Raw genomic sequence first — 23,704 nt, 5'->3', positions numbered from 1 at the left:
ATGTCAAAAGTGACAGAAACGGTTTTCGAAGTCGACCTCAATGCACTTCGTCACAACTTTGAATATCTGAGGTCGAAATTACAGCCCGGGACAAAGTTTCTCGCAGTAGTCAAAGCATACGCCTACGGTCACGGTGCTCCAACCACAGCTCTTTTTCTGGAAGAACTCGGGGTCGACTATTTTGCGGTTGCCTACACCGGTGAAGGCATCGAACTCCGAGAGGCAGGAGTTCAGGCTCCTGTTATAGTATTACACCCTCAACCCACTCATTTTGAAGACATACTGAGGTATAAATTGGAACCTTCTCTCTATTCTAAAGGTGTTTTACAGCGGTTTGCCTCCGTCGCAGAAATCAGAGGTTTGCACGAGTATCCCGTACATCTCAAATTCAATACTGGACTCAACCGCCTGGGCTTCGACTCTGGCGATGTGGAGAAGGTCGTCGCATTTATCAAACAGCATACAGCTGTAAAACCAGTCTCTCTGTTTTCCCATCTCGCAGCTTCTGAGGATCCGAAGGAGCTCGATTTTTCACGCTCGCAAATATCGGATTTCAAACAGATAGCCGAGCGTTTCGAAAGTCTTGCAGGCTTTCGCCCCTTACTCCACCAATGCAATACTTCCGGGATACTTTGCTATCCCGAAGCACATTTCGACATGGTTCGAAGCGGCATCGGTCTTTACGGCTACGGCAACAGCCCGGAATACAGTACACAATTGCAGCCCGTAGGCAGCCTCAAATCGGTAATATCACAGTTACATCGGCTCGAAAAAGGACAAAGCCTGGGGTACAACCGCGGATTTATAGCTGAAAAAACCACTGTAACAGCCACCCTCCCCATCGGGCATGCCGACGGTATAGGAAGACAATACGGAAAAGGAAAAAGCTCCGTTTTAGTAAACGGGCAAGTTGCCCCGATACTAGGTAATGTTTGTATGGATATGTTGATGATAGATGTGACGGATATAGATTGCCGCGAAGGTGACGAAGTCATTATCTTCGGAAAAAACCATTCTGCAGAAGAACTAGCTGCCTCGGCAGGGACTATTTCCTACGAACTCATCACGGCAATCTCTCGAAGAGTGAAAAGGGTTTACAAGCGATAGAGCAGTTGGGTTACGACTTCAGCAATTCCTTATAGCGCGTTGTATTTTTCAGGAGACCCGCTGCGGCTTTGATACTCTCGTCTTGAACGAGATAGTAATTGTAAAGTCCTTCGCGGTAAAAATAACGTTTAATCACCTCGTCTTCTATCTCTTTGGTCAGTTCTTCTCTATACGTGTCTAGGGCAGTGAGTTTACTGTCACCTATAGCCTGGAGCAATTTGTTGTAATCCTGCTTTACCTGCTCACCAAACAATTGCATTTCTTCGTGCTCATCAGCTTTTCTGAGTATTTTTTCGATTTCGGTTTCATACTGAAAACCTCTTTCTACTACATATTTCTTAAAATCTTCATAGTCGCTCTCTCCAAAAGAAAAACCGGTATAATCTTGGAGTTGATGTGTGTAGTAATATTTTGTCGCATAGTCAAAAACTACGTGATTGTTCAACAATTCCTGTACCAATTTGTTTTGTCTCAACACCTTCACTTCCAGGTCGGGTGTAATTCCTCCTCCGTCGTACACTGTTCTACCACTTTTGGTTTTAAAAGCCTTGTATCCAGACGCATCGAGCCTTACAGCCTTGCCATTTTCGTCCCGATGGGCGTAATCCATTGCCTGTATACACCTGCCACTGGGAGTGTAATACCTCGATATCGTTACCTTGAGTTGAGTGCCATAAGTTAGTTTTAACGGTCTCTGTACCAATCCTTTTCCAAAGCTCCGCGCTCCGACAATGGCGGCTCGATCCAGGTCTTGTAAAGCACCGGCTACTATTTCGCTAGCCGAGGCACTGCGCCCATCGACCAGAACCACAAGAGGAATTTCGGTGTCTACAGCTTGTTTTCTCGTTCGGAATTCCTGATTAAATTTTTTGACTTTCGACCTTGTCGTCACTATAGTCTCTCCTTTGGGCACAAAAAGATTGGTGACCGCTATAGCCTCGGTAAGCAGTCCTCCGGGATTACCTCTCAAATCGAGTACCATTTGAGTTACCCCTTGCGACTTCAGGTCTTTAAGTGCGGCTTCAGTTTGAGAGGAAGCTTTCTTGTTAAATCGGGAAAGAACGATATATCCCGTTTGATCGTCAATTTTACCGTAAAAGGGCACAGCATCTACTTCAATCTCTTCTCGTTTAAGTGTGGTTTTCAGAGTTTCTCCCATTCTGCGATACACTATCTCTACCTCACTGTTTACAGCTCCTTTTAGCAATTCACCTGCGTCATCTTTAAAATCGGCAACTCGAACATCTCCTATTTGTACGATCTCATCCCCCGCTTTCAATCCCGCCTTATCTGCCGGATACCCCTTATAGGGTTCTACGATAAGCAATTTATCTCGGTAGCCTCGTACTACGGCACCTATTCCTGAATATTCACCGCTATTTTTAATTCGGTACTCCTCTACATCTTGCTCATTCATATACACTGTATACGGATCGAGATTGTCTAACATCTCCTTGATAGCTCCATCCATCAATTCTGCAGGGTTGATTTCGTCTACATAATTCATATTCAACTCTTTGAACAGTGTTGTAAAAATCTCTATCTGCTTGGCGATCTCAAAGAAATCTCTCTTAAACGAGCTCATTCCTACCAGTACTACCAAAGCGAGTACAGGTACAACAAGGCGTTTTTTCAATATCTTCCTCATACGAATAAATTACATTTATCTGATTTAATCCCAACGGACAAGTTGCTATAGCCAAATTTACAACTCATCCGAAGATATCATACGTACCCCTATACCACTGAGGTCTGAAATAGCCTGCTCATAGGTTTCACTGGCTATAAACCTGGTGGCATCGGTAATATAATAGGTTTCAAAACCATTGGCTCTTGCATCTTTTGCCGTATAATACACACAGTAGTCTGCCGCCAGCCCACAGACATATACGTCGGTAACGCCCATCTCTCTAAGATAGGATGCTAGTCCGGTTGTATATTTCTTACCGTTGTCGTAAAAACCGCTGTAGCTATCTGTTTCCAGATGTGTTCCTTTTCTAAACACAGCAGCAATGCGGTTTTGGTGTAAGTGCTCAGACAACATGGCCCCTTTTGATCCTTGTATACAGTGATCGGGCCACAACACCTGTTCCATTCCTCCGAGATTTATCACTTCAAAAGGCTTGTGATCGGGATGAGAAGAAGCAAAACTCAAATGTCCCGACGGGTGCCAGTCTTGAGTGGCTACCACCAAATCAAAGCTCGTTTGAAGAGTATTGATTATCGGGATTACTTGATCTCCATCAGGGACTGCCAACTTCCCTCCCGGGAGAAAATCGTATTGTAGGTCTACAATCAGTAAGGCTTTTTTAGATTCGAGATTATTCATAGTTCTACATTCTGCTTTTACTTCTGATACTTACTGAGTTTTTCTGCCTTAAGCTTATTTCTCAGATCTTCTATTTCAGAACTCAATCCCACCTTGTACACATGGGGAAAATCGAACCTTTTGTGTTCTTCCGGGAGTTTTTGGAGGTTTTTCTTTCCAGCCATCGCAATATCTTTCACCTTCCGAAGCTCTCCTATGCGCTTTCCATCTTTCATCACCTCTTTCAACAACGGCCGAGCCTCTTGCGGATTCAACCTCATCTTTTTACCCGGCTCAAAAGGATGAGCCATCCCATCGGGGGGAGGGGCATCTACTCCGGTAATGGCATCGGCAGTATAAAAGCCCTTACTGTCGAAATATCTGTACACCTGCTTGTCTCCGGGAAAGTTCATCTTTTTTAGATTTTCGGAAATTTTTATCCGCGGATGCCCTCCAAAACTGCACAGTTTATACACTCCATCGAGAGCCCCATTCTCGTGTCCTACGACGAGATTGGTTCCTACTCCGTATATATCGATAGCGGCGCGCTGCTCCTTTAGACTGCGTATCACATATTCGTCCAACTGATTGGAAGCTGCTATTTTTACATATTGCAATCCAGCTTCATCCAACATATTCCGCGCTACCTTAGAAAGATAGGCGAGATCTCCACTATCCAGTCTAATCCCCATAAGTCTCCTACCGGATGCTTCCATCTCTTTTGCCACGGTAATTGCATTTGGCACTCCGCTTTCAAGAGTATTATAGGTATCGACAAGAAGAACACAGTTTTCGGGACGAGTCTCGGCAAAATCGCGAAATGCCTTGAGCTCATCGTCGTAACTTTGAATAAAGGCATGGGCCATGGTGCCACTTATAGGCATATCGTATGTCTTTCCCGCCAATACATTTGAAGTGGAATTAAATCCTCCGGCAAAAGCCGCTCTCGAAGCCTGCAATCCCGCGTATCCCTGTGCTCGTCTAAGGCCAAATTCAGACAATATGCTGTCTTCACCGGCAATATGGCGAATACGGCTCGCCTTGGTAGCTATGAGCGATTGAAAATTAAGGGTATTGAGGAGAAAAGTTTCAACGATCTGGCACTCTACCACGGGACCTGAAATAGAGAGTATCGGGGCAAAGGGAAATACTAGCTCCCCTTCCGAAACACTGCGTACTGTGCCTGTAAAGCGAAAGCCTTTTAAATATTCCAGAAACCGGGCATCAAAGCCCTGATCTTTTAAGTATTTCAAATCATCCTCAGAAAACGACACCTCTTCCAGCCAGCTCAGGGCATCTTCCAGCCCGCAAAACAATACATACCCTCCTTCAAAAGGAGTCTTGCGGTAAAAATAGTCGAAAGAGGCTTCGGCGCGATGTTTGTCTTTCAGAAAATAAGCTTGTCCCATGGCGAGCTGATACAAGTCGGTATACAGAGCAGTATTAAACATCATCGGTGGTATTTTTTACTGTGGCTTTACCTGTCTCCTTGTCCAAAAAAAGGTAAAACAACTGTTTCACTTTACGGTTTACTTGTTCAAAAGTAGGCATTTCTCTCTGTTGATAGAGCAACATAAAGGCATAAGCTCCCTCATTATTTTCTTCCAAGATGTGTTTGTTTAGACGATAGGCCTCGCGAAGCAGCCTCTTTATCCGATTGCGAGACACTGCCTTTTTAAAATTGCGCTTACTCACGGAGACCCCTACCTGATATCCCTCACCTTGGGATAGAGATATATACACCAAGCGAATAGGAAACTTGGAAATACTCTTTCCTTCCGCAAAGAGCTTTCCGATTAATTTCCTACTTTTCAACTTTTCCGATTTCGGAAAATTTTGAGTCATTTAAGTATCTTTTTGTAAAAATAGAAAAACCTCCCGAAACAGGGAGGTTTTCCAACAATCACATTTGTAAAAACACTTTGATTTTTATCCTTTCTACAACTGTTCAGCAATGTCCCCAACCCTATTCATAGGTCATACCGTTGTTGCTCTTGTCTATGTCGGCCATAAGCTCAGACGGATCTATAACTATAGCCTTAATCTCGCTTTTTGGCTTGTCTATTTCAAATTCGTAAGTGGGGTAGGCCCACGCCCAGTCGGGTAATACCGTGCGCTTCAGGTTGGGATACGGGTTTGCTTTTTCACCTCTCATCATTCGAAGCGGAGCATAAAAGGTTTCATAAGTCTCGTCTTTGTAAATCACCAGCACATCTATTGGCATAGGCATAAGACCGATACGCTCCAGTGTAACTTTGGTTTTCCCATCTTTTTCTACCACTTCTTTAATACCGTAATCTATGGTATTAGTCGTCTGAGTCCAGTCTACCAAATACCAGTCCAAACTAAAGCCAGACACCTTTTCTGCCACCCGTTTAAAATCGTTGGGAGTGGGGTGTTTGAACTTGAAATCTTCATAATATTTTCGAATGGTTTCCATCAATTTGTCCTGTCCGATAATATAGCCCAATTGTGCTAGAAAGATATCTCCCTTGCTATAAGCCGCGATGGAATACGCGAAATTTTCGGCATATCGATCACTGTGTGTGGATTGCGGTTGTTCCTTTCCTGAATGTGCCAGCATAAAGTAACTGCGATACGCATTTTCGAACGGATTGGGACGGTTGCGCTCCATAATCTCATTCTCGGCCAGGTCTGATATAAAGGAGGTAAAGCCTTCGTCCATCCACGGGTGTTTCGACTCGTTAGTCGCCAGCAGATGTTGGAACCAGGCATGAGCCATCTCATGTGCCGTAACCCCAAAGAGGCTACCAAAACTTCTACCTCCGGTAATCAGGGTACACATAGCATACTCCATTCCGCCGTCTCCTCCCTGAATCACTGAATACTGTTTCCAAGGATACGGTCCTATATTCTTGTTGTAAAAATCTAACAAAGCCTCTGTCTTAGGCTGCAGATTCTTCCAGTTCTCAAGAATTTCCTTGTTGTTTTTGTAAAGAAAATGCAGTGTAACTCCGGAGGCGGTCTCTCTCTTGTCGTGAATATAGTCAGGGTCGGCTGCCCAGGTAAAATCGTGAACTTTTGGGGCTACAAAGTGCCAAGTGAGCTTTTTCCCCTTCGGACGCTGAACCTTTGTCCCTTCTTCTTCGTAGCCATATCCTATTTCCTGAGGGTTTTGGAGATAACCTGAGCCCCCTATAATATAATCCTTATCGATGCTTATCTTTACGTCAAAATCTCCCCATACACCGTGAAATTCCCTGCCGAGATACGGATCTGCATGCCAACCTTCAAAATCGTACTCTGCCATTTTAGGATACCACTGAGCCATAGACAAGGCCACCCCATCCTCACTGTTGCGCCCTGTTCTTCTAATTTGCAACGGTACCTGTCCTTCAAATTCCATGACAAATGTGGTCGATGCTCCAGGTGCTATAGGCTTGGCGAGGTCGACTTCTAGAACGGTTCCTTCTACCTTGTACTTCACTTCGTTCCCGTCTTGCAACAGCGAATGCACTTTGATATATCCAATCTCGTCCGGTTTCAACACTTCAATACGACTTTCGTATATCGGATCCTCTTTAGTTCCTTTGTTGGTCACCATACGACTGTCGGGATCTTTAATCGTTTTTAAACGTACGTCCATCTCACTTCCGGGTTGGAAGGCATTGAAGTAGAGATGATAAAAAACCCTGTCGAGTTGATCGGGAGAGTTATTGGTATACACCAACTCCTGCTTCCCCGAATAGCGATAGGTTTCGACGTCCATGTCGATATTCATCTTGTAGTCTACATGCTGCTGCCAGTAACCGTCGGAATCGGACTGAGCCATAGTGTGAAACACTGTCAGAAGCATAGCGCACGCAATAACAAATCTCTTCATAAGTATTGATATTTATTTTTTGGTCTACGAACAGGCAAGTTAATCTTTTTTTCAGAGAACAGCATCGTTGGGGTATTGAGTACTCTCTAAATACCCCATCAACTTTCTCTAAAGACTAAGTTTATTTCTAGATACTCTGTCGGCCGTAATAATAGCATTATACGCATTGACCATTTTCCCTGATCGGGAGACTTCGGAGAAGGGTTTCTTTGTATCCTTGTCTCCTCCCAAAACAACATTTGTATTAGAACTAAGCCCGGAATGCATGATTATTTTCTTTACCTGCGAAGCGGTGAGGTCGGGATAGTACGAACGTATCAGTGCTGCAACCCCTGCCACCTCTGGCGAAGCCATAGAAGTTCCTTGCAAAAATTCGTATGTGTTTTTGGGTGTGGTAGACCAGATCTTTGTCCCAGGAGCAAATACATCCACATTGATTTTTCCGTAATTCGAAAAACGGGCAATCATCTCCGGTCCATAAGTGTAGTCTAAGGCACCTATAGTAATAAAGTTGTCTGCAATTTCCGGCTCATTGTCCAAAGCATCATTGGGATACACATTTGTCTTATCCAAATCTTTCGACTCGTTTCCAGCTGCATTTACAATAAGCACATCGTGTTCAGCGGCATACTTGATTGCATCTCTCACCCATTCGACATGAGGAGAGTAGTATTTTCCAAAACTAGTATTTATAACCTTGGCGCCATTGTCTACCGCATATCTGATAGCCAAAGCGATGTCTTTATCATACTCATCTCCATCAGGTACGGCTCGCACCGCCATGATTTCCACGTTATTCGCCACACCATCCATTCCTATTCCGTTGTTGCGCGTAGCAGCAATGATACCTGCCACATGTGTTCCGTGCTTGGCTTCGTCTTTATCAGGACCTATTACATTCGCATTACCGTAATCGGTATCTTCAATATCGTCGGGATTGTCACCTACTACAGCTCTCCCGTCAAAATCCAGGTTGAGGTTGTAATTCAACTGACCACTGAAATAAGTGATTGCATCCTTGAGTTCTTTTTTCACTTCTTCTACAGAACTCTTGCCACCACCCATAGAAAGAACATTATTTATCAACGATTTAGACTTGACAATCTCCAGATTAGAACCCTCTACCTTATCGAGTTCTTCCTTGGTGTAATTGTCTTTTTTCAATACTTCGGAAATCACTTTATCGGCTTCGCTCACCATCTGGAGAATTCTCTCGTACTCCTCCTTATTGCCCATAGCCTCTGCCAATTCCTTATCGTATTCTGCTTTGGCATTTTTGTACACTTCCGAGCCGTCGTCTCCTTTTTTTAGGATACGAACGTATTCGAGGTTTTCGTGTACAGCATCGCCGAGAAAATTCCATCCGTGAATATCGTCTATAAAACCATTGCCGTCATCGTCTATACCATTGCCGGGAATCTCTTTTTTATTAGTCCACAGCACATCTTTGAGATCTTCGTGTTCTATATCTACACCTGAATCGACCACTCCTACTACCACCTTAACTCCTTTTCGACCTTTGAGCAATTCGTCGTAGGCTTTACTCACACTCATACCGGGTATGGTATCGGTCAGAAGGTCGGCATGTGGCCAAGTTTTGTATTGTGCTTCCGAGAGTTCGGCTACCTTGAGCGGCACAGCGTCTATATTTTCTATTGGAGTAGATACAATTGCAGAGCTGCCGCAACCTGCGAGCAAAACGGCTGCCGATACCGGCAACAGAAATGATTTTGTGTAGTTCATAAATAATATATTTGTCTTTATAGGCCGTATTTCCGACCAAATTCACTTAGTTAAATATCTCGTCAAAGGTGTGTATTTCCCGAAGTCTTACTCCTTTCTCTGTATGTTTTAGAGTGCAGATCTCATTGTGAGCGTCGTGTTCCATAAACAAGTAATATTCTTCAGATGCCGCCTTGTCTAAAAACTTGGCCTTTTCTTCTAGGGTGAGTAAAGGACGGGTGTCATAGCCCATAACATAGGGCAGTGGAATATGCCCTACCGTCGGTAACAGGTCGGCAGCAAACACCAATTTCTTTCCTTTGTAATTGATATGAGGGATCATCTGTTTGTCGGTATGTCCATCTGCAAACAAAACTCCGAAACCCAGCGCTGTATCTTCCAGATAATCCAATCCCGGCTCGGGAGTTGGCACAAAATGCAGTTGTCCACTTTCTTCAATGGGCAGTATATTCTCTTTCAAAAAAGAAGCCCTTTCTCTTGCGTTGGGCGCTGTTGCCCATTCCCAGTGATCTCTGTTACTCCAAAATCGCGCGTTTTTGAATGCAGGTTCATAGCCTGTTCGGGTACTATTCCACTGTACGCATCCTCCACAATGATCAAAGTGCAAATGCGTCATAAAGACATCGGTGATATCATCTCTGTGAAAACCATACTGAGCCAAAGAATGGTCAATACTGTGGCCTCCCCATAAATAATAGTAACTAAAGAACTTTTCCGATTGCTTGTCGCCCATACCTGTGTCGATAAGAATAAGTCGATCTCCGTCTTCTACAAGCAGCGATCGAGCGGCAAGATCAATCATATTATTAGCATCTGCCGGATTGGTTTTCTGCCACAATGACTTTGGTACTACTCCAAACATGGCTCCCCCATCGAGTTTGAAATTTCCTGTTTCAATCGGATATAATTGCATACAACACCTGTTTACAAACAATCCTTGCACAACATCCACCGCTTGTCGTTATTCCATTCTCTCGAGGCTGTTTGCAGGATGTGGAAGCAATGGATGATATAGTTATCTTCTTCTGCTTCCGGATTTTGTCAAATAACTCGCAAAATAACAAATCAGCACAATAAAATATAAGAAAACACGCTTTTATTGGGTCTTTTTTAACATTTTGAACTATATCCATATTTTTAAAAGACAATCTTGTGTGTATTTTAAAATATTAATTTATTTTTAGACCGCACAGGCTTCGTCAACACGACTTTGTCGGTGTTATTATCTGAGCATACTCTGGTGTTCATTTGGATGTAAACGGCGAAATATGAAAAAACTCTTTTCCTTCCGAAATACAAAATTGCAGCACTTTGGACGTGATTTGAAAGAGGATCAGAATCTTATCCTTAGGGATTATCTCTCTATAGAGCGAACCCGACTATCTAATGAGAGAACCCTGTTGTCGTATATCCGTACATTCTTATATCTGATTGTGGGCGGTATCGCATTGATTCAACTCGATGATTTATACAATCTCAAATATCTCGGCATCCTCGCTTTGACACTCAGTGTTGTGTTCTTGATTATCGGAATTTTCAGGTTTTTTTTACTCAAAAAGAACTTGAAGCACTTTTATTACAAATCTCAAGAACGTCCAAACCCTCATTAAAAAACACTCTTTATGGAGTTACAACTCTTAAACTTACTTTTAGTTTTATTATTTGCCTGGCTGGGAGGGGCTTTAGCAACTCGTATGGGGTATCCCTCCATTCTGGGAGAGCTCGTTGCCGGAATCGTATTTGGTCCAGCTTGGCTGGGAATACTAACTCCTTCTGAAACTACAGCTGTACTGGCAGAAGTAGGGGTATTACTCATGATGCTCTACATCGGTATGGAGATAGACTTCCGCGATTTGGGGAAGGCCACCAAAGCCGGATTACTGGCGGCTATAGGAGGCTTTATTGTACCCTTTGGGCTGGGGTATTTTGTGATGATTCAATTTGGAAGCACCCCTATGGCTGCCTTGTTTGTGGCTATAGCAGTGGGAGTTACCTCTCTGGCTACCAAGTCTCGCATACTGGTCGACCTCAAACTTTTGAACACTCGTATAGCCCATGTACTCATGGCAGGAGCACTGATTTCTGATACTGTAGCCCTGATTATCTTTGCGGGTATTATCAGTTTTGCCGACGCTGGAAACATAGAGTTTACCGAAATTTTTCTGGTTACAGGAAAGGCTCTCGGCTTCTTTCTCGTTACTGGACTTATCGGTATATACGTCCTTCCTTTTCTCGGTAAAAAACTGGAAAAATCAGGACTCTCAAGCCGATCGCTGTATTTTACTTTAATGCTGGTTATAGCCATCAGCTTTTCGGAACTGGCCGAACTGGCAGGACTTCACTCTATTCTCGGAGCCTTTATCGCCGGACTCTTTCTCAGAGATAGCATTTTTGATCACCGACTATCAAGAGAGCTCAACAAGGTATTTCACGATATTTCCATAGGCTTCCTAGCTCCTATTTTTTTCGTAACCGCCGGCTATCACGTTACCCTCGATGTTTTCCAAAACAACTTAGTACTGCTCTTAGTGGTTCTCTTGGTAGCTGTACTGGGAAAAATACTCGGAACCGTTCTGTTTTACATCCCCAGCGGAAACGGATGGCGTGAAGGACTCACGGTGGGAACCGGAATGAATGGTCGTGGAGCCGTTGAAATTGTCATCGCAGGAATCGGGCTCAATATGGGGTATATAGACAACACCATCTTTTCGATACTGGTATTTATGGCTATTTTTACTACCGCTAGTGTACCGGTGTTTCTCACTTGGACTACCAACTGGTTGAGAAGGCGAGGAGAATTGGTTTTATCTTCGACAAAAAAACAGGATGTTCTTATTTTAGGCGCCGGACCACTTCCGATTTACATTGCCAAAAAATTACAAGCCACCACCAAAGTTACCCTTATAGACTCCAATACAGACAATTGTAACAGAGCTTCTTCTCTTGGACTCAAATGCATAGAGGGCAATGCTCTAAAAGAGGAGACTCTCGCAGAAGCCGATGGATATGAAGCGGGTACCTTTGTGTGTCTTACCAACAACAGCGAAATCAACGTACTCGCAGCTCAGTTGGCCAACGAGGCTATAGGTGTACCCAATATCTATGTCTCCCTGAACTCCTCTTCGGAAGCAAATGTAGATCTGCTTGAGCCTATAGGAGCTTCTACTGTATTTGCAAAAAAGATCGATCACTACAAATGGGATTACAAAATTGAAAACAAAGACTATGAAGAACACAGCATTGAGGTCACCGAAGTTGTATCGTCCAGAGAATTCCTGAAAAAACTCACAGGTGAATACGGCGATATTCTTCCTGTTTTTTATATAAATCAAGACGGCAAGCCTCGGGTTTACAACTACGGCATAGAACTTGAACCCGGATATACAGTGAATTATATCAAATAGCACTGACACATTTAAAAAAAACATCACCCTATAACTTTCAGATTTTATGGAACCCATAATCAACATGTTAAAACACGAATTCGAATTACCCTTGAGCAATCCGATACTGGGATTCAGTCTTATTCTCTTAATTATACTGCTGTCGCCCATACTCCTGAAACGCTTGAACATTCCCGGCATCATCGTACTCATATTATCCGGTGTACTCATAGGTCCGCACGGTCTCAATCTGCTCGAAAAGAATTCGGCAGTCGACTTGTTTTCTACTATCGGTCTTCTCTACATTATGTTTATAGCCGGACTAGAGCTGGATATGAACGAGTTTAAGGCCAATAAGAACAAAAGTGTACTGTTCGGTTTTTTTACCTTTATCATCCCGTTAGCCATAGGATTTCCGGTATGTCATTATCTTTTGGAATACAACGTAAATTCGAGTCTGCTCACCGCCAGTATGTTTGCTACACACACACTGGTAACTTACCCTATGGTGAGTAAGCTCGGGATATCCAAAAACCAAGCGGTTGCAGTCACTGTAGGAGGAACCATACTTACAGATACCGCAGTGCTTATCATACTCGCGGTAATTATGGGATCTGAAGCAGGGGGACTCACTGCCGACTTCTGGGTACGTCTCGGAATATCACTCAGTATATTCATCGTAATTATGTTTCTCATCATTCCAAAAATCGCCGAATGGTTTTTCCACAAGCTCGAAAACGAAAAACACTCCCACTATATTTTTGTACTTTTTATCGTTTTCCTCGCGGCATTTTTGGCCGAATTGGCAGGAGTAGAGCCTATAATCGGGGCCTTTATGGCTGGACTGGCTCTCAACAGATTGATTCCACATTCTTCTGCGCTGATGAACAGAATAGAGTTTATCGGAAACTCTCTCTTTATCCCTTTCTTCCTGATTAGCGTAGGAATGCTGGTTGATGTCAGAGTCATTATGGACGGTCCTACAGCATTGATCATCGCCGGAACACTTTCGGTAGTGGCTCTGGTAGGAAAATGGTGTGCTGCATTTCTTACCCAGATTTCCTTTAAATATTCTTCTGCTCAAAGACAACTTATTTTCGGACTGAGCAGTGCCCATGCCGCTGCAACACTAGCTGTTATATTGGTTGGTTACCAGGCTGGGGTGTTGGACAAGAACATCCTCAACGGTACTATTATACTGATATTGATTACGTGTGTCATCGCTTCTTTTGCCACACAAAAAGCAGGGGTAAATATAGCCAAGAAGGCCGAAGAACCCAGTAGCAGTACGATTGCCAACACAGGAACCACTCTTTCCGACGAACATATTCTCCTTCCTATTGCCAACACTAAGAACATGGAAAAAGCGCTGGAGTTTGCAACGTTGATCAAAGATAAAAAATCGGCCTATCCTATTTCCATACTCACCATCGTTCCCAATGATCGGGAAGCTGAGAAAAACATGGGAAAAGCCAAAGAAGAACTCCAGCGTTTTTCTAGCGAAGCTACTGCCTCTGAGGTAAAAACCGAAATCATTGCTACCATAGACTACAACGCTTCCAACGGTATCGCGCGAACAGCGCGGGAAACCCTTGCCAATATCATTATACTGGGATGGCCCGGTAAAAAGGGATTTATCGAAAAATTGATAGGGGAAAAAATAGATTTTCTATTGACCTACACCGACAAGACCATCTTTATTGGAGATTTCAGAAACCCTCTGGTAAATAATCACCGTATGCTAGTCACCGCCCCGCCTTTTTCCGAACTGGAGCACGGTTTTGACACATGGGTCAATAAGGTGTGTAGACTGTCGGAGGAACTCAACATACCCGTATGGTACTACTGTACAACTGACACGAGAGGGGCTATAGAAAAACATATGCAAGCTCACAAAATCAACTCTGAACATCAGTTTGAGGTTTTGGAGAATTGGGACGATTTCTTTACGCTCTCAGGAGAGCTGAAACCAAACGACCTATTTGTATTGATTTCGGCTCGTAAAGGGTCTGTTTCCCACCTTAACATCATGGATAATCTTCCTGCCAAACTGGAGAAGTACTTTGCCAAGAACAGCAAAATCATAGTATACCCCTAAGTGGCAAACAAAACACACAACATAAAAAAGTCCCGAAAGCTCAAAGGCTAACGGGACTTTTTTTAACAATAATACTATTTGCTTTTACTCTTCTACTTCAGGCTCCATTACGAAGTCTTCCATAAACTTAGTAGTGTAATTTCCTGCGATATAATCGGGATTGTCCATCAACTGCCTGTGAAAGGGGATGGTCGTTTTAATCCCTTCAATAACGAATTCGTCGAGAGCTCGCTTCATCTTGTTAATCGCCTCATCGCGCGTCTGTGCAGTAGTGATAAGTTTGGCAATCATAGAATCGTAATTGGGCGGAATCACATAACCGCTGTACACGTGAGTGTCCAAACGTACCCCGTGACCTCCCGGTGCGTGTAGTGTAGTGATGCGCCCTGGAGATGGCCTGAAGTCGTTGTACGGATCTTCGGCATTGATACGGCACTCTATGGAATGCAGTTTGGGCGTGTAATTACGTCCTGATATCGGCACTCCGGCGGCTACGAGTATCTGTTCGCGAATCAGGTCGTAATCAATTACCTGTTCGGTAATGGGATGCTCTACCTGTATACGGGTATTCATTTCCATAAAATAGAAGTTCCTGTGTTTATCTACTAGGAATTCTACGGTACCCGCTCCTTCGTATTTGATATATTCTGCAGCCTTTACTGCAGCTTTCCCCATTTTATCCCTGAGCTCGTCGGTCATAAAGGGAGAAGGTGTTTCTTCCGTAAGTTTTTGGTGTCGCCGCTGTACGGAGCAATCTCTTTCCGAAAGGTGGCAAGCTTTTCCGTAGGCATCACCTACGATTTGTATCTCTATATGTCTCGGCTCTTCTATGAGCTTTTCCATATACATTCCGTCGTTTCCAAAAGCTGCGGCGGCTTCCTGCTGTGCACTTTCCAGGGCTTTTTTCAAATCTTCCTTCTTCCACACGGCACGCATTCCCTTTCCTCCACCACCAGCAGTAGCTTTGAGCATCACTGGATATCCCATTTCCTCAGCCAGTTTTGCCGCTTGTTCGTAAGATTCCAGCAGTCCGTCTGAACCTGGAACTGTAGGAACGCCGGCTTCTTTCATGGTAGCCTTAGCAGAAGCCTTATCTCCCATTTTCTCAATCATCTCGGAAGAAGCCCCTATAAATTTGATATCGTGCTCAGCACATATTCTAGAAAACTTGGCATTTTCGGAAAGAAATCCGTATCCCGGATGTATAGCATCTGCATTGGTAATTTCGGCCGCTGCGATGATATTAGACATCTTGAGATAGGACATATTGCTCGGGGGAGGCCCTATACAGACCGCTTCATCGGCAAAACGGACGTGGAGGCTATCTGCATCAGCCGTAGAATATACCGCTACGGTTTTGATGCCCATTTCCCGGCAGGTACGAATGATTCTAAGCGCAATCTCTCCCCGGTTTGCTATCAGTATTTTTTTAAACATCTGTTGAAATTTAAAATTTCTTATGATGGATCAACCAGGAAAAGAGGTTGGTCGAATTCTACGGGAGACGAATCGTCTACTAGCACCTTGACGATTTTACCGGATACTTCCGACTCGATCTCATTAAACAATTTCATCGCCTCTATAACGCAAAGTACATCACCTTGTTTTATCGTACTTCCCACTTCTACGAAAGGAGCCTTATCGGGTGAAGGTTTCCTATAGAAGGTTCCGATAATAGGAGATTTTATGGTGATATATTTATCGTTTTCGGATGGGGATGTCTCTGTAGTAGGAGCGGCAGGAGCCGCAGCTTCCGGAGCTACTTGTTGTACCTGTTGCGGTGCCACTGCAGGTGCTACAGGCACTTGCTGAATATAGGTCGTCTCTGCAGTGTGTCCTTCGGTACCTGTTCTGATCGTAATCTTTACATCATCCATCTCCAGCTTTACTTCACTGGCACCGGATTTAGCAACAAATTTAATCAGATTTTGAATTTCTTTTAAATCCATGTTAGTCGTTTTGTTTATTTTTAGGTTTTTTTTGCATCTCCCAAAACGGGGCAAATATCTTATCCTCAGGGGTTATAAGCCCATTTCAAATAAATAGAACCCCAAGTAAAACCACCTCCAAAGGCAGCAAATATAAGGTTATCTCCCTTTTTAAGTTGCTTTTCGTAATCGTTTAACAGTAGTGGAAGGGTGGCCGAAGTAGTATTCCCGTACTTCTGTATGTTTACCATCACCTTTTCTTCCTGCAGCCCTACTCTAGCTGCTGTGGCATCAATAATCCTCTTATTGGCTTGGTGTGGCACCAACCATGTCACATCGTCATGCCCCAGCTTGTTTTTCTCTATTATTTTTTCCGCAACATCAGCCATATTAGACACGGCAAACTTAAATACTGTTCTTCCGTCTTGATGTACGAAGTGCTTTTTGTTTTTTACCGTCTCTTCTGTAGCGGGTAACAGTGACCCTCCGGCTTCCATATTCAAGAAAGCTCTTCCGGTACCGTCAGATCTGAGGTATTCATCCTGAAGCCCCAACCCTTCATCATTGGGTTCAAACAGAACCGCTCCGGCTCCGTCTCCAAAAATAATACAGGTAGTCCGGTCGGTATAATCGATAATAGAAGACATTTTATCTGCTCCTATCAGCAATACTTTTTTATATCTCCCAGATTCTATATAACTGGCTGCCGTCGACATCCCGTACAAAAAACTAGAACAAGCAGCTTGCAAATCGTATGAAAAGGCGTTCACAGCTCCTATCTCTGTAGCTACATAAGCTCCGGTAGAGGCCACCAAGAGATCTGGTGTAGCTGTAGCGAGTATTAAAAGATCTATTTCTGCAGGGTCTACCTGCGACTTTTTCAAAAGGTCCTTTGCTGCCTCTATGGCTAGATAGGATGTACCCTTGGTATCATCCTTGAGAATTCGCCGTTCCTTGATTCCTGTTCTTGTAGTGATCCACTCGTCATTGGTCTCTACCATACCTTCCAATATCTTATTGGTCAGCACAAAATCCGGTACGTATGCTCCTACAGCGGTAATAGCTGCCGTTTTTTCACCCATAATCAAATTCCGTTTTATTCAAAACACGAAATCGAAGAAAAATTAACGTCTTTGGCAGTGTACAGCTCGGAATCTTTTTTACTTCTGAGCCCGGAATTCACAACCGTACACAACCTCTCTCCCACACACCGTCAAACAATAATCACAACAATTCCAATGCAAACAAAGCACCCTTGCCCGGAACACATTGCCGGTCATCGAGAGCTCTTGTATGTGAAATTATTAATTTTCTCTGAATTTCGGTGCAAAATAGTTGGTTTTTACTATTTAGAAAAATATTTCTTCATAAAAAAAACTCTCACACCGTGAGAGTTTTAGGTTTTACTGCCGGGCTGCTTAAGCCACTTCTTCAGTGTTATTGTCTATTAACACCTTACCTCTGTAGTACAGTTTTCCTTCATGCCAGTGCGCCCTGTGGTACAGGTGAGCCTCTCCTGTAGTAGAATCTACGGCAATTTGAGGAGCAGTCGCCTTATAGTGCGTTCTTCTTTTATCTCTTCTCGTACTGGACTGTCTTCTTTTAGGATGTGCCATTTTTGTCTGTATTTAAATTTTTGCTTCTCTTAATTATCAGTCAACAATTTCTTTAGTGAATCCCACCTCGGATCTGTTTCTTTTTTATCTTCTTTTTTCGAGACTCCGGGTTGAAATTCAGAAAGTTTTCTCACAATTTCGGAGTCCAAACTTCCGTCTTCCACCCCAGGGTGTACCTTTTTGGCCGGTACCGCAAGTACCGCCATCTCGTATATGTACTGTGCTACATTGATCTGGTGCTCTCCGTGAGGAAGTATGAGAATATCCTCATTTTCATCGTTGTACTCCTCTCCAAATTTCACAACCAATGCCAAATTTCCATCGATAGGTTGATCGAAAGCTTCCCCAGAAAGATCACAATACACATTGACCGTTCCACTCACTTCAAAATCCAATTCCAACATAGTGCTCTTCTTGTCGAGTACTACTCCAATCTCAAGAGAGGCTCCGTTAAATTCGGTATAGTCGAAATCCTCAAAAAAGCGGTTGTCTATGTGATAGGTGAACCTGTGCTTCCCCAGCTTAAGCCCTGAAAAGGGAATCTCAAAATCCCTGAACTTCTTCATCTTACACTACAGTTTCCTCTGCTCCACAAACCGTCCTCTTTACGGTATTAGAACGGGTGTGCAAAGATATAAATTTTTATTAATGACCAACTTAGTATTGTTTTTTTTTTAATCGCTCCAAAATTCACAGATACATTCCTTTATCCACGCTTGTACAAATCAGCCGCGCCTCCTTTTGTCAACTCCCATTTCTCTGGCCAGATTCTTGAGCGGATTTGCCGTGATTTCGGCGTATTCCTGGCGATTCTTGTATATCCGAATGGCAGTAAAGACCGCTTCCTTAAACGAACGGAAATCTGCCTCTCCCTTTCCGGCTATGCCGTATGCTGTACCGTGATCTGGCGATGTGCGAACTTTTTCTAAGCCGGCGGTATAATTTACCCCGCGCCCAAAAGACAAGGTCTTGAATGGCACCAACCCTTGATCGTGATAAGCGGCAAGAACAGCATCAAACCCCTTGTGACTTTCAGAACCGAAAAAGCTGTCTGCCGAATAGGGTCCGAACACCATAATTCCTTTTTCAAAGAGCTCGGCAATAACCGGTCGAAGTACCCGATCGTCTTCTTTTCCTATCACACCGTTATCTCCGCTATGCGGATTGATACCGAGCAGGGCTATTTTGGGTTTTCGCACTCTGAAATCGCGAAGTAGCGAATCGTGTATTTTCTGTACTTTCTTTTTTACCAGCTCTGGGGTGATATGTCGACTCACCTCGCTAATCGCTATATGGTCGGTGAGTAGACCCACTTTAAGTTCGTCGGTCACCATAAACATAAGGGCTTCACCTTCGAGCGCCTGAGCCAGATAATCGGTATGTCCTGGAAAGCGGAATTCATCCGACTGAATATTGCTTTTATTTACAGGAGCGGTAACCAAAACATCGATTTCACCAGCTTTAAGGGCTTCTACGGCCGATTTCAATGACAATACCGCGTATGCACCGGCTTCTTCAGTCTCCTTTCCAAATTCGATTTTGGGGGTGTTACGAGAGATATTGACAATATTGATTTTGCCCTCAACCGCCTGAGAAGCCTGCTGTATCCCGTTGTAATTTACATTGATATTGAAATGCTTTTTCTGAAAAGCAATAACCTTGTTCCCCGCAAAGATTACAGGAGTACAGAATTCCAACATTCTGGAATCTTCAAAAGTCTTCAGGATGATTTCCCCTCCTATGCCATTCACATCCCCTATGGAAATTCCTACTTTTATATGTTCTGTTGTATTCATCAATAGCGGTTTGATTTCGGTGCGAAAGATACGTATTTGAAACCGATAAATCAACTGCACCAAGGTGGGAAAGGTCATATTTTGGGCGATGAGTTTTACACCGATAATCAAAAAACTACCTTCGCGATCACATTAATATTCCCTATTTTTACACCCTAAAGAGGCAATCCAAAAACACGAGACCATGTTCACCGGAATTATAGAGACACTAGGAACGGTAAAAGAGACTGTTCGCGAAGGCGACAATCTTCACATCACCATGAGCTGCAGCTTTACCGAAGAGCTACGCATAGATCAAAGCGTGTCGCACAACGGGGTGTGTCTTACCGTTATTGCCATTGAGGGCAATCAATACACCGTTACAGCCATCAGAGAAACCCTGGAGCGTTCTAACCTGGGGCAAATCGCGGTGGGCGATGAAGTGAATCTAGAGCGAGCTATGAAACTTGGCGATCGCCTAGACGGCCATATTGTTCAGGGTCACGTAGATCAGACAGCGGTGTGTAAAAGCATTGAGAGTGCAAATGGAAGCACGGTGTTTACATTTGGTTACGACGCCTCCTCCAGCAATATCACCATCGAAAAAGGCTCTATTACCATAGATGGTACCAGCCTTACTGTGGTCGACTCAGGCAAAGACTTTTTTAGCGTAGCAATTATTCCGTATACTTTAGAGCACACCAACTTCCGCAACTACACCAAAGGATCTGTGGTAAACCTAGAGTTTGACGTAGTAGGCAAATACGTTGCGCGTTTAATGGAGTTGAGAGGATAAGAAGCTTATTTACCGGGAAACTCCGCCTTCCTTTTTTTGAGGAATGCTGTTGTTCCCTCCTTAAAATCTTCGGTACCAAAGCATTTGCCAAAAATCTCTATTTCGGTTTTAAAACCATCTTCATCGTACTTAAACCCTGAGTTTACGGCACGTATTGCTGCTGCGATGGCCACAGGAGAGTTTTTGCTGATCTTCTGCGCCAAGCTTTCACAAAATGCAGAAAGTTCGTCTGGAGCCACCACGTGGTTTACCAACCCCCACGACTTGGCTTCTTCGGCATCTATCATTCCTGCGGTCACTATCATTTCCAAGGCCTTGCCCTTACCCACCAACTGAGGCAGACGTTGCGTTCCTCCGTATCCCGGGATTACTCCAAGAGATACTTCCGGAAGTCCCATTTTTGCATTGGAAGAAGCTACCCTCAAATGACAGGCCATGGCCAGTTCAAGACCTCCTCCTAGAGCAAATCCGTTTATGGCTGCGATAACAGGAGTAGACAATTGCTCTACATAATCGAAAAGGAGAGACTGTCCTTTGGCTGCAAGTGCGCTGCCTTCTCTTACAGAAAAATCTGAGAATTCCGAAATATCAGCTCCGGCTACAAAGGCTTTTTCTCCACTACCGGTAATGACGATGGCTCTGATATCAGGATCCTGGTCACAATCTTCAAAAGCCTCGTGCAATTCAGCTATGGTAGCCCTGTTCAAGGCGTTCAGTTTTTCAGGCCGGTCTATCGTAATAAAAGCAACTCTGGCATCTTCCTCGACATAAATATTTTCGTATTCTTCCATAAGCTCTATTTTTCTTCTTTCTCCTGTCCTTTAGGAAAAACCATGACAAAGACAGTTCCCTTACCTACTTCTGAGGTAAAGTTAATACTTCCTTTATAATTTTCCACTATGTTCTTCACCATTCCAAGTCCGAGTCCCATACCGCTATTTTTTGTGGTAAACCTAGGCTCAAAAACCTTCTCCCGGTTTCCTTCGGCTATTCCTATTCCGTTGTCGGCAACCGTTATTTTCACCTGATCTCCTTCAGAAAACACCGAAACAACCACCTTGGGCTCTCGGTCTTCGGGTATTGACTGTATGGCATTCTTAACCAAGTTGGTAATGACCCGTATTAGTTGAGCTCGGTCGAAACAGGCTATAATCTCGTCTTCATGGGTAATATAGGCAATATAATCTTCGGTAAAAATATCGAGAGCCAGATGCACTACCTCCACTACATTCAGTGTTTCGTTCTGCTGTGCCGGCATACTGGCAAAATTGGAAAAAGCCGAAGCAATGCTACTCATGGTGTCAATCTGCTGGATAAGGGTCTTCGAAAATTCGTCTAGTTTTTTTTCTATTCCGGGATCGGAAGGGTCGAATTTCCGCTGAAAATTCTGTACGCTCAGCCGCATAGGAGTCAGGGGATTCTTAATTTCATGAGCCACCTGTCGAGCCATTTCACGCCAGGCCTGTTCTCGTTCACTTCGCGCGAGGCGAACTGCACTATCTTCGAGCGCATCGACCATATTGTTGTAGGCATTGACCAGATTAAAGATCTCCTCGCCTGCGTATTTCAACGCTATCTTTTTGTTTACAACTTCCGAACTAAACCGAGTTTCCTTGAGCTTATCACTGATAGTTTTCAGCGATCGAGTAATGTATTTGGAAATAAAATAGGCCAAGAAAACGGCAATGATCAGAATGAGTACATACACTCCCCCCAAGCGAAATAAAAACGAGCGGAGCTCCTTGTTGTTAAAAGAATCGTCTTCGAAGTAGGGGATGTTCAGTATTCCGACAGGTTTAAACCGAAGATCGGTAATATACGAATAAGAGGCGCGATAGCGATCTCCTGCAGCGAGATGCTTCTCAATATATCGCTTGTAAGGACTCATAGCGATACGGTTAAGTATAGTGTCGCTCAGGTGAAACACTGTAGAATCTTCGTCTGTATACGGCTTGGAGCTAGCCACTAGATTCCCCTCAAGATCGTAGATATTAAAAGAGACATTCTGCACATCGGATATGCGGTAAATCTCGTCCCGGAAGATGTATTTGAGATTTTCAGAAGTTGGCGGCCAGGTAGTCGTTTCGAAAGTGTAATTGATACTGGCCATCACCTGGTCTTCCTTGCGATCTAGCCTCTCTTTATGGTATTCTTCGGATTGCTGCTTGAACTGCAATATGGTAACTCCGGCAATCAACACAAAGGCCACGAGCACCAACACGATCATGGTGACAAAAATACGCAGTCTTAATGATAATTGTTTATACACCCTTTACTGTATTTTTGATTTGCAGCTGCGGCAAAACCACAAACTATAAGCTACAAACAACGAACTTACACTCTGCCTCTTTACAATTTTCACGCCACATCATCAGGCTTCCGGATTTTTTTCGCGTATGCGTTTGTAAAATCGTATACCAAGCATGAGCAATATACCTAGTGCTATAATACCGAGCACCCCAAAAACCCAGTTGATACTGTTTTTGAGTATAACCAGAAACACTATGGCAAAGAGCAATATCGTTGCCCCCTCATTCCATATTCTCATAAAACCGGATGAGTAGCGCACCTCATCGCGTTGAAGCTGTCGGAATATTTGATGTGTCTTGATATGGTACAACACTAGCAATACCACAAACAGCAACTTTATATGCATCCATCCCATTTTTAACCAGTAGGGATAAAGGATAAGTAGCCATACGGCGAATATCACTGCAAGCACGGCAGAAGGCCAGGTAATAATAAACCACAAACGCTTTGCCATAAGCTTGAGCTGCTTTCCGAGAATCTCTTTTTCGGGAGACGGTTTTCTCGATGCCTCCACCTGGTATACAAAGAGCCGGGGCATATAGAACAAACCGGCAAACCAGGTAATGACAAATATGAGGTGAAGTGCCTTGATATAATTGTAATAGTCGGTCATTACTCTCTTTGTTTCACTCGATAAATTTAGACAATATTATCGGTTTAAAATATTTTAGCTAGCATATCTTGACCTTTGCAGGGCTCCTTGGAGATCATCTTTGTACTGTCTTGAAATACGAAGTGTAATTTTAATCCCCAAACCGAGCGTCCCTACAGCTGCCGGAAAGAAAAAAATCCGCCG

The 23,704-nt window shown here is 43.7% G+C and carries 21 protein-coding genes; 5 read left to right on the top strand and 16 right to left on the bottom strand.

All coding sequences use genetic code 11. The features are described 5' to 3' along the window. Complete coding sequence (gene alr, locus ACYZZR_RS03345; protein WP_461532577.1) at positions 1-1,107, top strand: alanine racemase; 1,107 nt, start codon at positions 1-3, stop codon at positions 1,105-1,107. 10 nt (positions 1,108-1,117) lie between these two features. On the opposite strand, the gene ACYZZR_RS03340 is transcribed toward alr, so the two are convergent. From ACYZZR_RS03340 to ACYZZR_RS03310, 7 genes are all read right to left on the bottom strand, one after another. Next, positions 1,118-2,755: a S41 family peptidase gene (locus ACYZZR_RS03340; RefSeq protein WP_461532576.1), complete on the bottom strand. Its 1,638-nt coding sequence runs from the start codon at positions 2,753-2,755 to the stop codon at positions 1,118-1,120. Positions 2,756-2,812: 57 nt separating this feature from the next. After that, on the bottom strand, positions 2,813-3,436 hold the full coding sequence (pncA, locus tag ACYZZR_RS03335; RefSeq protein WP_461532575.1) for a bifunctional nicotinamidase/pyrazinamidase: 624 nt from the start codon (positions 3,434-3,436) through the stop codon (positions 2,813-2,815). Between the two features lie 17 nt (positions 3,437-3,453). Beyond that, positions 3,454-4,869 carry a nicotinate phosphoribosyltransferase gene (locus ACYZZR_RS03330; RefSeq protein ID WP_461532574.1) on the bottom strand — a complete coding sequence of 472 codons (1,416 nt, stop codon included), beginning with the start codon at positions 4,867-4,869 and terminating at the stop codon, positions 3,454-3,456. After that, positions 4,859-5,260: a ribonuclease P protein component gene (gene rnpA / locus ACYZZR_RS03325; RefSeq protein WP_461532573.1), complete on the bottom strand. Its 402-nt coding sequence runs from the start codon at positions 5,258-5,260 to the stop codon at positions 4,859-4,861. The genes ACYZZR_RS03330 and rnpA overlap by 11 nt, the downstream gene beginning before the upstream one ends. 121 nt (positions 5,261-5,381) lie before the next feature. Further along, the gene (locus ACYZZR_RS03320) at positions 5,382-7,259 is read right to left on the bottom strand and encodes a M1 family metallopeptidase (protein ID WP_461532572.1); all 1,878 of its coding nucleotides are present in this window, start codon (positions 7,257-7,259) and stop codon (positions 5,382-5,384) included. A 108-nt stretch (positions 7,260-7,367) separates the two neighbouring features. After that, entirely contained in the window at positions 7,368-9,002 is a 1,635-nt protein-coding gene (locus ACYZZR_RS03315; RefSeq protein ID WP_461532571.1) for a S8 family peptidase, read from the bottom strand. A gap of 46 nt (positions 9,003-9,048) precedes the next feature. Then, a complete protein-coding gene (locus ACYZZR_RS03310) occupies positions 9,049-9,915 on the bottom strand; it encodes an MBL fold metallo-hydrolase (RefSeq protein WP_461532570.1) in 867 nt (288 codons plus the stop codon). A 355-nt stretch (positions 9,916-10,270) separates the two neighbouring features. Between ACYZZR_RS03310 and ACYZZR_RS03305 the strand changes: the two genes are divergently transcribed. From ACYZZR_RS03305 to ACYZZR_RS03295, 3 genes are read left to right on the top strand one after another with little or no spacing between them, the layout of a single operon-like run. Beyond that, positions 10,271-10,612, top strand: a complete 342-nt coding sequence (locus ACYZZR_RS03305) for a DUF202 domain-containing protein (protein WP_461532569.1) — start codon at positions 10,271-10,273, stop codon at positions 10,610-10,612. 12 nt (positions 10,613-10,624) lie between these two features. Beyond that, a complete protein-coding gene (locus tag ACYZZR_RS03300; RefSeq protein ID WP_461532568.1) occupies positions 10,625-12,406 on the top strand; it encodes a monovalent cation:proton antiporter family protein in 1,782 nt (593 codons plus the stop codon). A gap of 46 nt (positions 12,407-12,452) precedes the next feature. Continuing rightward, entirely contained in the window at positions 12,453-14,483 is a 2,031-nt protein-coding gene (locus tag ACYZZR_RS03295; RefSeq protein ID WP_461532567.1) for a cation:proton antiporter domain-containing protein, read from the top strand. 84 nt (positions 14,484-14,567) lie between these two features. Here the strand turns inward: ACYZZR_RS03295 and accC are convergent, their stop codons facing one another. The 6 genes from accC to pdxA form a co-directional block, all read right to left on the bottom strand. Then, positions 14,568-15,920 (bottom strand): acetyl-CoA carboxylase biotin carboxylase subunit, encoded by a 1,353-nt coding sequence (gene accC, locus ACYZZR_RS03290; RefSeq protein ID WP_461532566.1) that lies wholly within the window; start codon positions 15,918-15,920, stop codon positions 14,568-14,570. Positions 15,921-15,940: 20 nt separating this feature from the next. Beyond that, positions 15,941-16,432 carry an acetyl-CoA carboxylase biotin carboxyl carrier protein gene (gene accB, locus ACYZZR_RS03285; protein WP_461532565.1) on the bottom strand — a complete coding sequence of 164 codons (492 nt, stop codon included), beginning with the start codon at positions 16,430-16,432 and terminating at the stop codon, positions 15,941-15,943. A 65-nt stretch (positions 16,433-16,497) separates the two neighbouring features. Beyond that, a complete protein-coding gene (locus ACYZZR_RS03280; RefSeq protein ID WP_461532564.1) occupies positions 16,498-17,493 on the bottom strand; it encodes a beta-ketoacyl-ACP synthase III in 996 nt (331 codons plus the stop codon). A 336-nt stretch (positions 17,494-17,829) separates the two neighbouring features. Then, entirely contained in the window at positions 17,830-18,027 is a 198-nt protein-coding gene (rpmF, locus tag ACYZZR_RS03275; RefSeq protein ID WP_461532563.1) for a 50S ribosomal protein L32, read from the bottom strand. 29 nt (positions 18,028-18,056) lie between these two features. After that, positions 18,057-18,593, bottom strand: a complete 537-nt coding sequence (locus tag ACYZZR_RS03270) for a YceD family protein (protein WP_461532562.1) — start codon at positions 18,591-18,593, stop codon at positions 18,057-18,059. Positions 18,594-18,752: 159 nt separating this feature from the next. Further along, entirely contained in the window at positions 18,753-19,823 is a 1,071-nt protein-coding gene (gene pdxA / locus ACYZZR_RS03265) for a 4-hydroxythreonine-4-phosphate dehydrogenase PdxA (protein WP_461532561.1), read from the bottom strand. A gap of 184 nt (positions 19,824-20,007) precedes the next feature. Between pdxA and ACYZZR_RS03260 the strand changes: the two genes are divergently transcribed. Beyond that, complete coding sequence (locus tag ACYZZR_RS03260) at positions 20,008-20,598, top strand: riboflavin synthase (RefSeq protein ID WP_461532560.1); 591 nt, start codon at positions 20,008-20,010, stop codon at positions 20,596-20,598. Between the two features lie 5 nt (positions 20,599-20,603). Here ACYZZR_RS03260 and ACYZZR_RS03255 read toward each other — a convergent pair whose 3' ends face one another. From ACYZZR_RS03255 to ACYZZR_RS03245, 3 genes are all read right to left on the bottom strand, one after another. Then, positions 20,604-21,389: an enoyl-CoA hydratase/isomerase family protein gene (locus tag ACYZZR_RS03255; protein WP_461532559.1), complete on the bottom strand. Its 786-nt coding sequence runs from the start codon at positions 21,387-21,389 to the stop codon at positions 20,604-20,606. 5 nt (positions 21,390-21,394) lie between these two features. After that, positions 21,395-22,825, bottom strand: a complete 1,431-nt coding sequence (locus ACYZZR_RS03250) for a sensor histidine kinase (RefSeq protein ID WP_461532637.1) — start codon at positions 22,823-22,825, stop codon at positions 21,395-21,397. Positions 22,826-22,969: 144 nt separating this feature from the next. Then, positions 22,970-23,521, bottom strand: coding sequence for a CopD family protein (locus tag ACYZZR_RS03245; RefSeq protein WP_461532558.1), 552 nt, complete (start codon positions 23,519-23,521; stop codon positions 22,970-22,972). Positions 23,522-23,704: the final 183 nt, after the last annotated feature.

Source organism: Sinomicrobium sp., assembly GCA_029266035.1.
Taxonomy (GTDB): Bacteria; Bacteroidota; Bacteroidia; order Flavobacteriales; family Flavobacteriaceae; genus Sinomicrobium.
Note: the sequence above shows the minus strand (reverse complement) of the source record. Positions and strands in the feature narration are given on the sequence as shown.

Coding starts and splice junctions, on each gene's coding strand:
- alr (WP_461532577.1), top strand. CDS start 1: ATGTCAAAAGTGACAGAAACGGTTTTCGAAGTCGACCTCAATGCACTT.
- ACYZZR_RS03340 (WP_461532576.1), bottom strand. CDS start 2,755: ATGAGGAAGATATTGAAAAAACGCCTTGTTGTACCTGTACTCGCTTTG.
- pncA (WP_461532575.1), bottom strand. CDS start 3,436: ATGAATAATCTCGAATCTAAAAAAGCCTTACTGATTGTAGACCTACAA.
- ACYZZR_RS03330 (WP_461532574.1), bottom strand. CDS start 4,869: ATGATGTTTAATACTGCTCTGTATACCGACTTGTATCAGCTCGCCATG.
- rnpA (WP_461532573.1), bottom strand. CDS start 5,260: ATGACTCAAAATTTTCCGAAATCGGAAAAGTTGAAAAGTAGGAAATTA.
- ACYZZR_RS03320 (WP_461532572.1), bottom strand. CDS start 7,259: ATGAAGAGATTTGTTATTGCGTGCGCTATGCTTCTGACAGTGTTTCAC.
- ACYZZR_RS03315 (WP_461532571.1), bottom strand. CDS start 9,002: ATGAACTACACAAAATCATTTCTGTTGCCGGTATCGGCAGCCGTTTTG.
- ACYZZR_RS03310 (WP_461532570.1), bottom strand. CDS start 9,915: ATGCAATTATATCCGATTGAAACAGGAAATTTCAAACTCGATGGGGGA.
- ACYZZR_RS03305 (WP_461532569.1), top strand. CDS start 10,271: ATGAAAAAACTCTTTTCCTTCCGAAATACAAAATTGCAGCACTTTGGA.
- ACYZZR_RS03300 (WP_461532568.1), top strand. CDS start 10,625: ATGGAGTTACAACTCTTAAACTTACTTTTAGTTTTATTATTTGCCTGG.
- ACYZZR_RS03295 (WP_461532567.1), top strand. CDS start 12,453: ATGGAACCCATAATCAACATGTTAAAACACGAATTCGAATTACCCTTG.
- accC (WP_461532566.1), bottom strand. CDS start 15,920: ATGTTTAAAAAAATACTGATAGCAAACCGGGGAGAGATTGCGCTTAGA.
- accB (WP_461532565.1), bottom strand. CDS start 16,432: ATGGATTTAAAAGAAATTCAAAATCTGATTAAATTTGTTGCTAAATCC.
- ACYZZR_RS03280 (WP_461532564.1), bottom strand. CDS start 17,493: ATGGGTGAAAAAACGGCAGCTATTACCGCTGTAGGAGCATACGTACCG.
- rpmF (WP_461532563.1), bottom strand. CDS start 18,027: ATGGCACATCCTAAAAGAAGACAGTCCAGTACGAGAAGAGATAAAAGA.
- ACYZZR_RS03270 (WP_461532562.1), bottom strand. CDS start 18,593: ATGAAGAAGTTCAGGGATTTTGAGATTCCCTTTTCAGGGCTTAAGCTG.
- pdxA (WP_461532561.1), bottom strand. CDS start 19,823: ATGAATACAACAGAACATATAAAAGTAGGAATTTCCATAGGGGATGTG.
- ACYZZR_RS03260 (WP_461532560.1), top strand. CDS start 20,008: ATGTTCACCGGAATTATAGAGACACTAGGAACGGTAAAAGAGACTGTT.
- ACYZZR_RS03255 (WP_461532559.1), bottom strand. CDS start 21,389: ATGGAAGAATACGAAAATATTTATGTCGAGGAAGATGCCAGAGTTGCT.
- ACYZZR_RS03250 (WP_461532637.1), bottom strand. CDS start 22,825: ATGATCGTGTTGGTGCTCGTGGCCTTTGTGTTGATTGCCGGAGTTACC.
- ACYZZR_RS03245 (WP_461532558.1), bottom strand. CDS start 23,521: ATGACCGACTATTACAATTATATCAAGGCACTTCACCTCATATTTGTC.